The organism is Haloferax sp. SDI50, from assembly GCF_059802635.1.
This window is the reverse complement of record NZ_JBPULL010000002.1, coordinates 225,646-238,372: the sequence shown is the minus strand read 5'-3', so window position 1 is coordinate 238,372 and position 12,727 is coordinate 225,646. Positions and strand designations below refer to the sequence as shown.

General features: G+C 66.0%; 10 protein-coding genes. 5 read left to right on the top strand and 5 right to left on the bottom strand.

All coding sequences use genetic code 11. The annotated features are described in order from the left end of the window. Positions 1-126: 126 nt before the first annotated feature. The 3 genes from ACSR87_RS16005 to ACSR87_RS15995 form a co-directional block, all read right to left on the bottom strand. The gene (locus tag ACSR87_RS16005; protein WP_498531235.1) at positions 127-1,263 is read right to left on the bottom strand and encodes a mandelate racemase/muconate lactonizing enzyme family protein; all 1,137 of its coding nucleotides are present in this window, start codon (positions 1,261-1,263) and stop codon (positions 127-129) included. A gap of 98 nt (positions 1,264-1,361) precedes the next feature. Beyond that, positions 1,362-2,600, bottom strand: a complete 1,239-nt coding sequence (locus tag ACSR87_RS16000; protein WP_498531234.1) for a mandelate racemase/muconate lactonizing enzyme family protein — start codon at positions 2,598-2,600, stop codon at positions 1,362-1,364. Positions 2,601-2,693: 93 nt separating this feature from the next. Then, the gene (locus tag ACSR87_RS15995) at positions 2,694-3,746 is read right to left on the bottom strand and encodes a Gfo/Idh/MocA family protein (protein ID WP_498531233.1); all 1,053 of its coding nucleotides are present in this window, start codon (positions 3,744-3,746) and stop codon (positions 2,694-2,696) included. Positions 3,747-3,860: 114 nt separating this feature from the next. Here ACSR87_RS15995 and ACSR87_RS15990 point away from each other — a divergent pair, with 114 nt between their 5' ends. From ACSR87_RS15990 to ACSR87_RS15980, 3 genes are all read left to right on the top strand, one after another. Then, positions 3,861-4,799, top strand: coding sequence for a dihydrodipicolinate synthase family protein (locus ACSR87_RS15990; protein ID WP_498531232.1), 939 nt, complete (start codon positions 3,861-3,863; stop codon positions 4,797-4,799). Between the two features lie 214 nt (positions 4,800-5,013). Further along, a complete protein-coding gene (locus ACSR87_RS15985) occupies positions 5,014-6,963 on the top strand; it encodes a DUF8034 domain-containing protein (protein WP_498531231.1) in 1,950 nt (649 codons plus the stop codon). A 486-nt stretch (positions 6,964-7,449) separates the two neighbouring features. Continuing rightward, positions 7,450-8,172 (top strand): ThuA domain-containing protein, encoded by a 723-nt coding sequence (locus ACSR87_RS15980; RefSeq protein WP_004041191.1) that lies wholly within the window; start codon positions 7,450-7,452, stop codon positions 8,170-8,172. A 200-nt stretch (positions 8,173-8,372) separates the two neighbouring features. On the opposite strand, the gene ACSR87_RS15975 is transcribed toward ACSR87_RS15980, so the two are convergent. Beyond that, the gene (locus ACSR87_RS15975; protein WP_498531230.1) at positions 8,373-8,798 is read right to left on the bottom strand and encodes a DUF5518 domain-containing protein; all 426 of its coding nucleotides are present in this window, start codon (positions 8,796-8,798) and stop codon (positions 8,373-8,375) included. A 254-nt stretch (positions 8,799-9,052) separates the two neighbouring features. On the opposite strand from ACSR87_RS15975, the gene ACSR87_RS15970 reads away from it, so the two are divergent. Further along, positions 9,053-9,406 (top strand): cupin domain-containing protein, encoded by a 354-nt coding sequence (locus tag ACSR87_RS15970; protein WP_498531229.1) that lies wholly within the window; start codon positions 9,053-9,055, stop codon positions 9,404-9,406. Positions 9,407-9,448: 42 nt separating this feature from the next. Beyond that, positions 9,449-10,273: a carbon-nitrogen hydrolase family protein gene (locus tag ACSR87_RS15965; protein WP_498531228.1), complete on the top strand. Its 825-nt coding sequence runs from the start codon at positions 9,449-9,451 to the stop codon at positions 10,271-10,273. 21 nt (positions 10,274-10,294) lie between these two features. Here ACSR87_RS15965 and ACSR87_RS15960 read toward each other — a convergent pair whose 3' ends face one another. Continuing rightward, positions 10,295-12,598 (bottom strand): pentapeptide repeat-containing protein, encoded by a 2,304-nt coding sequence (locus ACSR87_RS15960; RefSeq protein ID WP_498531227.1) that lies wholly within the window; start codon positions 12,596-12,598, stop codon positions 10,295-10,297. Positions 12,599-12,727 lie beyond the last annotated feature (129 nt).

Sequence of the window (12,727 nt, the reverse complement as noted above, 5' to 3'; positions counted from 1 at the left end):
TGACTGCATACCGGTGCCACGGTGCTTTGACGCATAAAACTATCCCGCGAGACGGGGTGGAGGCGTCGATTCGGCGGCGCGGTGACCGAGGGGGACGAGCGAGGGAGACGAACGTGCGACCCGCGCTCAGCTGTCGGCTCGGTACCGCTCGACCGCGTCCTCGTCGATTTCGACGCCCAGCCCCGGTTTCTGCGGTACGTCCACCTCGCCGCCGGTCGGGTCGAACGGGGTTGTCAGAAGCTCGTCGCGGAGCGGGTTCTCGCTCCGGTCGAACTCGACCATCATCGGGTCCGGGACGTGCCGCGTGTGCGGGTAGTCCGAGACCGACGCCGCGAACTGGACCGCCGCGGCGAGGCCGACAGCGCTGTTCCAGATGTGGGGCCGGACCGCCACGTTCTCGGTGCTGGCGAGGTCGGCGATGCGGCTCGCCTCCGAGAGCCCGCCGCACCGACCGAGGTTCGGCTGGACCACGTCGACCGTCCGGTCGTCCACGAGGCGCTTGAACTCGAAGCGGCCGTAGTGCGCCTCGCCGGCCGCGAGGGGTACGTCGACGCCGCGTTTGACCTCTCGGTAGCCCGAAAGGTTCTCCGGCGGGACCGGCTCTTCCATCCACGTGATGTCGAACTCCTCGATGGCCTTCGCGGTGCGAATCGCCTGTCGGGGCCGGTAGTTCCCGTTGATGTCGACCATCAGTCGCGCGTCGTCGCCGAGGAGTTGGCGGGCGGTCCGCACCCGCTCCACGTCGGAGTCCGTGCCGTTGCCGATTTTTATCTTGGCCGCCGAGAAGCCCTCGTCGACGGCGTCGCGAATCGGGTCGGCGATGTCGCGGTCTTCCTCGGTGAAGTACATCGTCGAGGCGTAGGCCGTGAGCGTCTCGCGGGGCGTCCCGCCGAGGAGTCGGTGGACGGGTTTCCCGGTCGCCTTGCCGACGAGGTCCCACAGCGCCACGTCGATGCCGCTGAGGGCGCTCTGGACGAAGACGCTCCCGCCGAAGTGGTACGGGTCCGTGTACGACTCCTCGGCGAGCCGCCGCACGTCGAAGGGGTCCATGCCGACCACGTCGTCGCGGAAGAACTCGTCGACGACGGGCGCGACGACGCTCCCCGGCGCGAACGCCTCGCCCCAGCCGACGTCGCCGGTGTCGGTGTCGACGCGGATGAGCGTCGTCGCCCTGTCGTGGCCGAACCCGCGCGCGTCGCCGAGACCCTGCCCGTCGGGCAGGCGGTGCGATATCGGGATGACTTCGATGTCGGTTACGTGCATGAAAAGTGTACCACGGAGAGACGCATTATAGCTTGTGCAGACGGCGAACGCGGCGAGACGGACGGAACGAAGAGGGCGAGGCGTTCCGAACCGCCGACTCAGTCGTCGTAGTGGAACTCGGTCCACGGCCCCTCCTCGAAGGGGTAGTCGTCGAGCGCGTCGAGGTTCGCCTCGACGCCCAGTCCCGGTTCGTCGGACAGCGAGAGGACGCCGTCCTCGATGGCGGGTTGGCCCTCGATGATGTCGAACGCGAGGTCGAAGGGGTACATCCCGGGGTCGGTCTCGGCGTCGAGGAGCGGGTCGTCCTCGAACACCGGGTATTCGAGGAGCGACACCTCGGGCGCGGCCGCGACGAGGTGCGCGTTGGCGAGCAGGCCGACCCACGTCCCGAAGTTGTGCGGGACGAACTCCACGTCGCGGCCGACGCAGAACTCGACTGCAGGGCGACAGCCAGTGTAACCGCAGTGGTGTCGAACGTCGCCCTGGAGGAAGTCCACCGCACCCGTCTCACCGAGCGCGACGAGTCCGTCTGGCGTCGGTTCGCTCTCGCCGCCGGCCAGCGGCGCGCCCGTCGCCGCGAGGTCGACGTAGCCCGCGTGGTCGTCCGGCGAGACCGGCTCTTCGACCCAGTAGCAGTCCCGCTCGGCGGCGAAGGTGACGAGGTCCTCGACCGTCTCGCGGTCGTAGCCGTCGCGAATCTTCCACCACGTGTGCACGTCGAGCATCACTTCCATCTCGCCCGCGACATCGGAGAGCAGTTCGATGGTCCGGCGGTCCCCGTCGGGGCCGATTCCCGGTCGGTACTTGTAGCCGAAGAAGCCGAGGTCGCGGATGGACGCCGCCTGTTCGGCGTAGCCCTCGGGTTCCATGTACATCCCGGCGCTGGCGTACAGGGGCATCTCCGTCGTCGGGTCGGTGCCGTAGTCGTCGGCGAGGAGTTCGTAGATGGGCGCGCCGACCTCCTTCCCGCGGATGTCGTACAGCGCCACGTCGAGCGCCGAGATGGCCTGATGGCGGAGCCGGTCGGGGAGGTCGGTGTCGCGGAGCATCGCGTGCGCGTCTTCGACTTCCTCGATTGACTCGCCTTCGAGCGCGTCGGCGACCGCGCCGTTTACCACGTCCGCGAAGGTCCCCTGCGAGTCGCCCTCGAAGTACTCCCGCATCGCGGAACTGCTCGCGCCCGCGGTGGCGATGCCGCGGATGCCGTCGACCGATTCGACGACGACGAGCACCACGTCGCGTTTGAGCAGGCGACGGGTGCCGCCGTGGAAGGGGCGGTCCTGCGGCGGTTCGATGGGTGACGAGAGAGCGTAGCCGCTGATAGTCGCGATTCGCATATCTCAACAGACTCGGCCATCACGATAAAACTCCGCTTCGGAACAGGAGACACGGGAAGGAGACGGCCGAGAGAAGCGGGAGAAACGAGCGCGCTACTGGAAGAGGTCGGCGGCGAACGGGTAGAGGTCGTCGAGGGCGACGCGCTCGTTGCGCCGGCCCGACTCGTAGGCCGCCATGGTGATGAGCACCGCCTTGAGGCCGTCGCGGGCGGTCGCAGGCGGCGTCTCGCCGGTCTCGATGGCGTCGAGGAACGCGGTGCCCTTGCTCAGCCACCGCTCGTAGCCGTCGTAGGGGTGGTGTTCGGTCCCCTCGTCGTCGATGACGTATCCGGTGCGGTCGTCCCACTCGTGGCCTTCGAGGTATATCGCGCCCTCGTCGTCCCAGATGTGGACGTGCTCGCGGGTCCGCGCGACGACGCCCGTGTCCGAGACGTTCGCCACCGCGCCCTCCGCGAACTCGATGATGATGGAGGACTGGCGGTCGAACACCTGCTCGTCGTCGTGGAAATCGACGTAGGCGTTGACGTGCGTGGGCGTGAGGCCGGTCGTCCAGAGGATGGCGTCGATGACGTGCGTGCCGACGTTCAGGAGGTGGCCGCCGCCGCTCAACTCGGGGCTCATCCGCCAGTCGTCTTCCTGTTCGTAGTAGGACTGCCAGTCGTGGGTCACCTCGCCGGTGATAAACCGCGGGACGCGGTCGCCGTCGGCCCACTCGTCGCGGGCGCGCTTGTAGGCCGGATTGAAGTGTCGCTGGTAGCCGACCATCACGGTTTGGTCGCTCGCCTCGGCGCGGGTCGTGAGTTCGTAGGCCTCCTCGGCGTCGGTCGCGAGCGGCTTCTCGCAGAGGACGTGCAGGCCGCGGTCCAACACGGCCGAGGTCTGTTCGTAGTGGAGGCCGTTGGGCGTCGCGACGGCGACGGCGTCCATCGGGGCCGAGTCGAGGAACGCCTCGAACGACCGGTAGCGGTGCGCCTCGGGAACGTCGAAGGAGTCACCGACCTCGGTGAGGCCGTCGGAGTCCACGTCGGAGATGGCGACGAGGTCCGACCGGGGGAGTTCGACGAACTGTTGGCAGAGCCGACGACCGAGGCTACCGAGGCCGACGACGCCGACGGCGATTGGAGACGGGTCTGTCTGACGCGGCATGGATGCGATTACAGAGATAGGGCAGATAACTGTTGTGACGGTCATCAGGCGCTCGACGCCGCGCGCGACCCCCCTGTCCGAAGATTTTATCCGCGAGTGCCCGGTGGTTCGGGTATGCCACTCGCAGAGAGCGGTGTGCGCGAGCACCTGCGCGGCGTCGCCGCCGGGCTCCTCACCCCGTTCGACGACGACCTCGACATCGAACACGACGAACTGGCAGCGAACGCGACGACGCTCTACGACGAGGGAATCCGCACGTTCCTCGCGTCGGCGAACATCAGCGAGTACCACTCGCTGACCCAGCAGGAACGCGTTGGTGTGACGGAAACGGCGGTCGACGCGCTCCCGTCAGACGTGTGCGTCCTCGCCGGCGTCGGCGGGAGCACGGCGAGCGCGCGCGAACTCATCGACGCCTACGACCGCATCGGCGTCGACGGGATGATGATAATGCCGCCGGACCACACCTACGTCCACGAGCGCGGCCTGCTTCGCTACTACGAGAAGCTCGCCGAGGCCTCGACGGCCCCGCTGGTGCCGTACGTCAAGGGGTTCGACCCCTCTATCGGCTACCTCCGTGACCTCGCGGGACTCGACGGCGTGGTCGGCATCAAGTACGCCATCGAAGACGCCGTAAAACTCGGCGCGGCCGCCAGCACCACCGGCGACGACGTGGTCTGGGTGGACGGCCTCGCGGAGCCCTTCGCCGTCTCGTTTTGGAACGAGGGCATCGAGGGGTTCTCCGCCGGCGTGAGCAACTTCCGTCCGGAAGTCGGCCTCGCGCTGTTCGAGGCGCTCACCGAGGAGAACTGGGGGCGCGCCCGCGAGCTTCGGAACATCTGTCTGCCCTACCAGAACTTCCGCGACCAGACCGGGCAGAACAACAGCCTCAACGGCGCTATTAGCGTCCCAGCGGTGAAGAAGGGGCTCGAACTGGCCGGCCTGCGCGGCGGGGAAGTCCGCGAGCCGATTCGGTCGCTGTCGGCCGACGACGAGCGCCGCGCCGAGGAACTGTACGACCAACTCGACGACGACATCGAACGTCTCATCGACTGAGTGGGGACGACAGAAGACGCCGACGACCGACAGCGGCGAGAGCGACGGCCACGGACGAGGTCGAGTCGCGTCGTGGTGTCGTCGCGGGGAGTGACGACTGAACCGACGGTTCAGCGACGAGACGGCCGGCCTGCGCACCGCGGGCCGGACCGGACAGCTACCAGTATCTCGCGCGACCCAAATATTCATCACCCGAGACGCGGGGTATGTTGGCATGCGCGAGTTCGAAGCGACCGCCGAGCCGACTCAGCCGCCGACGTGGGCGCACAAACAAAGAGTGCTGTTCGACCTGATGGCCGACGCGGTCGACCGCTTCGTCGACGACTACACCGGACCCGACAGGGAGCCGTTCTGGCCGCCGGCCGACCACGTGGGCGTCGACGGCTTCGACGACGTGGTCGAAGGGTTCTCCAACTGGCCGCTGTTGTACGCGATGGGCGGCGAGGAAAGCCTGCTCGACCACGCCCGCCGCGTGTACGAAGCCGCGCTCGAACGCGGCGCGGCGACCGAGACGCCGTTCGGCCATCCGATGGTCGTCGACGGGTTCGAACAGTGCCGCGACTGGTTCCACCTCGGGGAGGGCAATCTCTACACGTACAACATGGGCCTCGCCGCGCCCGACGACGAGGCGGTCGTCGACCGGGCGAAGAAGTTCGCGGAGCTCTACACCGCCAACTCGGAGACGGGAAACTACGACGCCGACGAGCGGGTGGTTCGCGGGCCGATGAACGGGAGCATGGGCCCGGAGTTCTGCGACTTCTCCGCCTACGAACACCACCCCTACGGCGCGGACTACCGCTGGGCCAGACACGGCCTCCCGTGGCGAGACTTGGAGTTCGACGAGGCCGCGGACCTCCTCGACCCGGCGAACGAAGAGCGCCTGTTCGAGGTGTTGAACGAGCGCTGCGCGAAGGGCGACATCCCGCTGAACCTCAACATCACGAGCCTGATGACGAACGCCTACCTCCACACCGGAGAGGAACGCTACCGCGAGTGGGTGACCGACTACCTCGGCGCGTGGCGGGAGCGGACGGCCGAGAACGGCGGCATCATCCCCGACAACGTCGGGCGCTCCGGCGAAATCGGTGAGTACACCGACGGCTCGTGGTACGGCGGCTACTACGGTTGGTCGTGGGGCGGGTGGCACTACGTCGGCATCGGGCCGACGGTCGCCGCCGAGAACGCGGTCCTGCTCGAAGGCGACCGGGAGTATCTCGACTTCCCACGGTCGCAACTCGACGTTCTCGTGGAGAACGGCATCGAGGTGGCCGAAGACGACGTACACAGCACGCTCTACATCCCGCACAAGTACGGCGGCGAGGGCGACTACCACTACGACGCGTCGGGCGTCCTCACGGAGGACGACGGGGAGGTACTGTGGCGGGACGGCTGGTACGAGTTCCAGCCGCACACGGACGACCCCTACGCGGTCCACCTCTGGTATATGTCCATGCGCGACGAGGACCGAGACCGGATTCGTCGGCTCCGCGACTGGGGGACGCAGGACTGGCGACGCGTCGACCCGCGGGCGAAGACGAAACACGGCGACGGCCACGAGTACGCGTGGCTCGCCTACCTGGACGGGGAGTTCCCGGACTACCCGGACCGAATCCTCGACGCGACGCGCGAGCACGTCGACGAACGACTGCGGCTGTTCGACGCCGAGGGGAACGAACCGACGACCGTGGACGAGGACTACCTCAGGGACCGGAACCCGGCGTTCCACAAGGCGCTCCTCCAACTCACGATGGGCGCGCCACAGCCCGTCTACTACGGCGGCCTCGTGATGGCGCAGGTGCGCCACTTCGACGCCCGCAGGGAGCGGCCGGGACTCCCGTCCGGCGTCGCCGCGCTCGTCGAGTCGGTGACGAGCGACGGACTCGAACTGACGCTCGTCAACACCGGCGCGAGGCGGGAGGAAGTCGTCGTCCAAGCCGGCGCGTACGGCGAACACCGGTTCACCGCGGTCGAGACCGACGGCGCGGAGCGCGGTGTCGACGACGGCGCGGACGACTCCGGGAGCGCGAGCGACGGGGAGGACAACAGCGCGGATGCGCTCCGAGCCCGACTCCCCGCCGGAAGCCGGATGTCGATTCGCGCCGGCCTCGACCGCTTCGTCGACGACCCGAGTTACGACCACCCGTGGTCGGAGACGGAGCCGTAAGCGACACGCCGACCGCGCCGGGTTCGGGAGGTGCGTACGAGGACTCGAAAATCGTCGATTCGTTCCCGTCACGGGAACGGCAGTTTCGTCGCGTGGCATCTTAGTATTCGAGAGAGCGACTGAGAAGTCCCGAAACCGATGATTAGCTACCAAGTCGTCCTACGACGGAGACACCGAGAGGAACGGTGTTCCCGTGTTGGGAATTATTAATCGAAGTATATTCTACGAGTCCGGAGTGAGGGCCGTGGGAGGAGCTATTAGACATAGATTACACCCGTATGTCTGTAACGAAAGTGAGTCGGGAAATCGGGGCAGCATCTCGTGGTGCGTCGGCTCCGAACGCAGAAGTGGCTGATTCGTCGCTGATAGCCGTTCTTCTTCGATAGAACATATTGTTCCCTTTGAGGGAACGGATGTTGCGCGTGAACGAGGAACGCAGTCACGAGTGGTGAGAGAATTTATCACCGGGGGCGAACACTATGGCGCATGCCCACACGAGTCACCGTCTGGAACGAGAACGTCCACGAACGGGAGGAACCGGCCGTTGCGGAGCGGTATCCGACGGGAATCCACGGAACCATCGCGGCGCACTTGGAGGGGCCGGACCGCGAGGTACGAACGGCGACGTTACAGGAACCCGAACACGGCTTAGACGAGGCGACGCTGGACGCGACGGACGTGTTAGTCTGGTGGTCCCACTGCGCCAACGACGAGGTGACAGACGCCGTCGCGGAGCGCGTCGTCGACCGCGTTCACGAGGGGATGGGCTTCATCCCGCTGCACTCGGGGAAGAACTCGAAGCCGTTCACGCGACTGATGGGGACGACCTGCAACATCAAATACCGCCACGGCGGCGAGCGCGAGCGGGTGTGGGTCGCGGACCCCGGCCACCCCATCGCCGACGGCCTCGACGAGCAGTTCGTCATCCCGGCGACGGAGACGTACGGCGAGCCCTACGACATCCCTGAACCCGATAGAACCGTCTTCATCTCGTGGTTCGAAGGCGGCGACGTGTTCCGCTCGGGCGTCTGCTACCGCCGCGGCCGCGGGCGAATCTTCGCCTTCCGACCGGGCCACGAGGAGTACCCCATCTTCCACCAAGACGAAGTCAAACGCGTCATCGACAACGCCGTCGAGTGGGCGACACCGACCGAGGGCGCGTCGGCGCGGTGGGGGAAGACCGACCCGCTCGAGCACGTCGAGGAGTGAGCGGAGCGGCGCGCGTCGGCGCGGAGACTGTTCCCCACTGAAGAACGACGACCACAACTGCTGCTGAACGAATTCGCTCTTTCGTCACTGGGAGAACTGGGAGGGTGTTCGACCTCGAATCTAGCAGCGGGTGGCCACACATACCATATTTGGATATATATTTGGATATTGGTAATTCAACATAGAACATCAACAAGAGGCTACGGCGTGCTCGCGGTGGGGTTCCACCGTGAGCCGACAGTCCGCATCAGCCATCCGCCGATTCGACCGCACCCCAGACCGAACATGGAGGCGAGACAGAGGACGACTCCGCCGGCGAATACGAAGAACGCGACTCTGGACAGCGGCCACGCCACCGTCGTTCCCGTCGTCACCGCGAATATGCCCAGTTCTAGAACGCCGCCAAGAAAACCGGCGCAGAGTCCGGCGGCGTCCGAATCCACCGAGCGGACCGCGGCGACGGCTCCCGCGATGACCGACCCGAATATCATCATCCCAGCACCGACGGTCGCCTCCGAGTTCGGGAACCAGTTCACCACGGCACTGATGGGGAGCGAGGCTATCGCCCCGACGAGCGCGGCGTTCCATTCCGGAGAGAGGGCACTGAAGCGGGGAATCGAGACCATACGTACGTATGTAAGACGGCTAAGAAGTCATATATTTGGCGGGGTTTGACCGCGGGGTTCGAACTGTACTCGGCGTCTAGGCCGTTCGTGGTACTGTTCGCAGACTGTGGGGCCGGCGATGACGACAGTACCCTCGGAGCAATAAGTATCATAAGTAGTAGATGAATAGAATTCATAAAGTATTTTGATATATTGTAATCGGGGGGTTTCGGTTCCGACGCAAGAGCTACTACGATGCCCGCAGAACGTGTTCTATGGCAGACAGTACAGAAGTTGACGAACTGGTCGTCACGAAGCTTTCCGACACGAAGCCGACGGTGCTCGAAGCCGGCCGTACGGAGTCCGTCGAACTGCACGGCGTGACGGTCACGCGAGCGACGCTAGAACCGGTGTGGGGAACCGACGGCAACCGCGGGAGCGCGGAACCCGACTACTGTCAGAACGCACACGACATCTACGTCGTTTCGGGAACGCTCGGTCTCGAACTGGACGACGGGACACGGACGGAGATTACCGCCGGCTGTACCGCGACCATCCCGCCGGAGCACCACGGCTGGACGGTCGGAGACGAGCGACTCGTCTATCTGGAGTTCGACCCGAGCAAGTAACCGTGACTACCATACCGTCGGTCCGCGTAGCGTTCCGACGAGATGTCCCGATTCGTGGCGGCCGCGTGCCAGCTAGACTCGCGAGACGACAAGGCGGCGAACGTGGAGCGGGCGCTCGGCCTCCTTGACGAGGCCGCGGCCGACGGCGCTGACTTCGTGGCGTTCCCGGAGATGACGACCTTCATCGGCCCGGAAGAGCGGTTCGCAGAGGTCGCGGAGGCGCTGGATGGCCCGACGATACAACGGTTCTCGGAGAAGGCCCGCGAGCACGGCGTCTTCGTCCACACGGGCAGTTTCTTCGAGCGGATTCCGGACAGCGACCGCGTCTACAACACGTCGGCGCTCATCGGCCCGAGCGGCGAGGTGCTCGACACCTACCGGAAGGTCCACCTGTTCGACATCGAACTCGACGGCAGCGTCGAACACCGCGAATCCGACTACGTCGCCCCCGGCGATAGGCCGGTGACGGTCGATACCGACCTCGCGTCGTTCGGCCTCTCTATCTGTTACGACCTCCGGTTCCCGGGGCTCTACCGGACGATGGCGCAGTCGGGCGCGAACGTCCTGCTCGTCCCGTCGGCGTTCACGATGCACACCGGAAAAGACCACTGGGAACCGCTCCTTCGCGCCCGCGCCATCGAGAATCAGGCGTACGTCATCGCGCCCGGCCAAATCGGCGACAAGCCGTCGTGGGTCGAGACCTACGGCCGCACGCTCGTCGTCGACCCGTGGGGGAACGTGATTTCGAAGGCGCGAGACCGCGAGGAAGTCGTCACGGCGACCATCGACCTGTCGCATCTGGACGAGATTCGCCGCGACATGCAGACGCTCCAGCACGCGCGACCGGACGTGTACGAGCGCCGATGACGACAACGACGCCCGGCGCAATTAGCTCCCGCCGAGGACACGCTTGAACAGCGTGAACGTGAGCAGGGTGAAAAACAGCCCGTTCAACATCCCCTGACTCGCCGCGAGCACGCGCGCCGCCGGCCCGAGCGGGTTGATATCGCCGTAGCCGACCGTGCTGAAGCTGATGTAGCTGTAATAGACGTTGTCGAAAAGCACTTCCATCGTCGTTTTGTCGACGGCGGCGGGGTCGAAGACGCTCCCCGCCTGCGTCAGGAACGGCCCACCGAGGGCGTAACACAGTCCGAACAGCGCCGGGAGGAGGAACGTAAACGCCGCGATTCGCGGGAGTCGGTTGCCGTAGCCGCAGGTAACCTGCATGAGCGTGTTCAGCCCCACGCTGGCGACCTTCTTGCCGCGGGCCCACGTGTTCAGCGAGTACTCGTTGAGGATGATGTCGAAGTTCTTCTGTCGGTTGTAGTAGTAACGCTTGAACTCGAACTCGCGGCTCGCGGGGGTGTCGCCGACCGCGTTGGCGCTGTCCTGCGCTTTGCGGTACGTTTCTTCGATGATATCGGGCGTTAGCTCGACGGCGAACTGGCCGGTCGCGCCGTTGCCGACGAAGTCGTGGATGGTCCAGTCGTTGCGTTCGAGATAGCCGTGGTGGTCGCTGAAGTCGAAGCAGTCGAACTCGGTGAGGCAAAAGCGGAAGTGGTCCAAAAGCTGGTGTTCGTTGCCGTCGCCCTCCAGCGTCAGGTCGCCGATGGTCGCGCGGGTGAGATCGTACGGCGTCGGCTCGCCGGAGCCCTGCGAAATCGTGCCGCCGTCGAGCGTCGCGTCGGTGAAGTCGAGGTAGGTGTCGCGGTCGCCGACGAGCACGCGGAAGCGCGCCGTCTCGAAGTCCGACTGCCGGAAGTCCGCCCGGTCGTGGAACGTCGTCTCCCAGAACGACGCGCTCGTGAAGTTCGCGGCCTCGAACTCCGCGCCGGCCTCGAAGGTCGCCTCGTTGAACGAGGCGTTGGCTTCGAGATGTTGCAGTTCGCCCTGGAAGAACGCCCCGCGGAAGGACGCGAGGCCGTGGAACGTGGCGGCGTTGAATCTCACGTCCTCTTCGAATCGGGCCTCACCGAACCGGGCGTTCGATTGGAACTCGACCGCCTCGAACGAGGCATCGGAGCCGAACGTGGCCTCCTCGGCGACGACGGCGTCGTGGAACTCGCTGTCGTCGAAGTTCGCTTGCCCGCCGAACGACGCCAAAGAGAGGTCGAACGCGCCGTCGACGCGGAGGCGATAGCAGTCGGTGCGGGCGGTGAACGTCGCGCGGTCGAAGCTGACCGCGCCCTTAAACACGGCGTCTTTGAAGTCCGAATAGCGGAATCGAGCGAGTTTGTAGTCGGCTTCGCCCTCGAACGTCGCGCCCTCGAACGTCACGTCGTCGTGGGTCGTCCGGCTGCCGCCGTTGAACTCGACGCCGCGGAACTCGGCCAACTGCATGAATCGGGCGTTTGCGAAGCTCGCGTCGTCGTCGAACCGCGCCTCGTCGAAGTCGGCCATCTCGTCGAAGCGGACGCCGTCGAACCGCGCGTCGCCCTCGAACTCGACGTGTTCGAAGTCCGAGCCGGCGGTGAACCGCGCGCCCTCGAACGTCACGTAGTCGAAGATAGCCTGTCTGAAGCTCGCGTCGTCGCGGAACGTCGCGTCCGCGAAGGTGATGTGGTCCTCCAGAACGTGACTGCTCCCGCTGGTCTCGACGTTGCGGAAGCGCGCCGTGCCGTGGAACGTGGCGTCCACGAAGCTCGTGTCGCCCTGAAACACCGTCTCGTCGCACCGGACCTCGCCGCGGAAGGTCGCCCCCGAGAAGCGAACGTCCTGTTCGAACGTCGCCTCGTCGGCCGTCACCGCGCCGGTCACGGTGACTTCCCGGGCGTCCACGTCGCCGGTGACGACCGCCTCGTCGAGTTTGAGGCGGTCGACCGTCGCCTCGCGGAGAATCAACCCTTGGTCGAGGCGGCCGTGCGTGAGGTCCAACCCCTCGATATCGGCGTGCTGGAAGTTGAGGACGTGGTTCGTCGCGCCGTTGATGTCCTGATAGGTGAGCGAGAGATGCGGGAGGTCCGCGCCGACGTACTCGTTGACGCGGGTGTCGGGCGACTGGAGGTTCGCCCGGAGTTCGTCGACGATGTCGTCGCCAGTCACGTCGAGCGATGCGCGCTCGTCGCGGCTCATGTGGAACACGCAGAACTCGCTTTCGGGGTGGGCTTCGTGCGGACACTCCCACGTCGTCTGGAGGTGTGCGTCGGTCTGCACCGACGGGTCGAACGTGTACCGACACGACGAAGAGGACATCAGCGCCGGCGTGGACTCATTTCTCGACATGGCTGGGAAGGGGCGGATGGCTGGGGAGGGGCGGATGGCTGCGGTGGACGCGCTGAGGACGGCGGGCGTGGCGGATGCCGCGAGTCCGGCGGCCGAACC

Coding starts and splice junctions, on each gene's coding strand:
- ACSR87_RS16005 (WP_498531235.1), bottom strand. CDS start 1,263: ATGCACGTAACCGACATCGAAGTCATCCCGATATCGCACCGCCTGCCC.
- ACSR87_RS15975 (WP_498531230.1), bottom strand. CDS start 8,798: ATGGTCTCGATTCCCCGCTTCAGTGCCCTCTCTCCGGAATGGAACGCC.
- ACSR87_RS15980 (WP_004041191.1), top strand. CDS start 7,450: ATGCCCACACGAGTCACCGTCTGGAACGAGAACGTCCACGAACGGGAG.
- ACSR87_RS16000 (WP_498531234.1), bottom strand. CDS start 2,600: ATGCGAATCGCGACTATCAGCGGCTACGCTCTCTCGTCACCCATCGAA.
- ACSR87_RS15970 (WP_498531229.1), top strand. CDS start 9,053: ATGGCAGACAGTACAGAAGTTGACGAACTGGTCGTCACGAAGCTTTCC.
- ACSR87_RS15985 (WP_498531231.1), top strand. CDS start 5,014: ATGCGCGAGTTCGAAGCGACCGCCGAGCCGACTCAGCCGCCGACGTGG.
- ACSR87_RS15960 (WP_498531227.1), bottom strand. CDS start 12,598: ATGTCCTCTTCGTCGTGTCGGTACACGTTCGACCCGTCGGTGCAGACC.
- ACSR87_RS15990 (WP_498531232.1), top strand. CDS start 3,861: ATGCCACTCGCAGAGAGCGGTGTGCGCGAGCACCTGCGCGGCGTCGCC.
- ACSR87_RS15995 (WP_498531233.1), bottom strand. CDS start 3,746: ATGCCGCGTCAGACAGACCCGTCTCCAATCGCCGTCGGCGTCGTCGGC.
- ACSR87_RS15965 (WP_498531228.1), top strand. CDS start 9,449: ATGTCCCGATTCGTGGCGGCCGCGTGCCAGCTAGACTCGCGAGACGAC.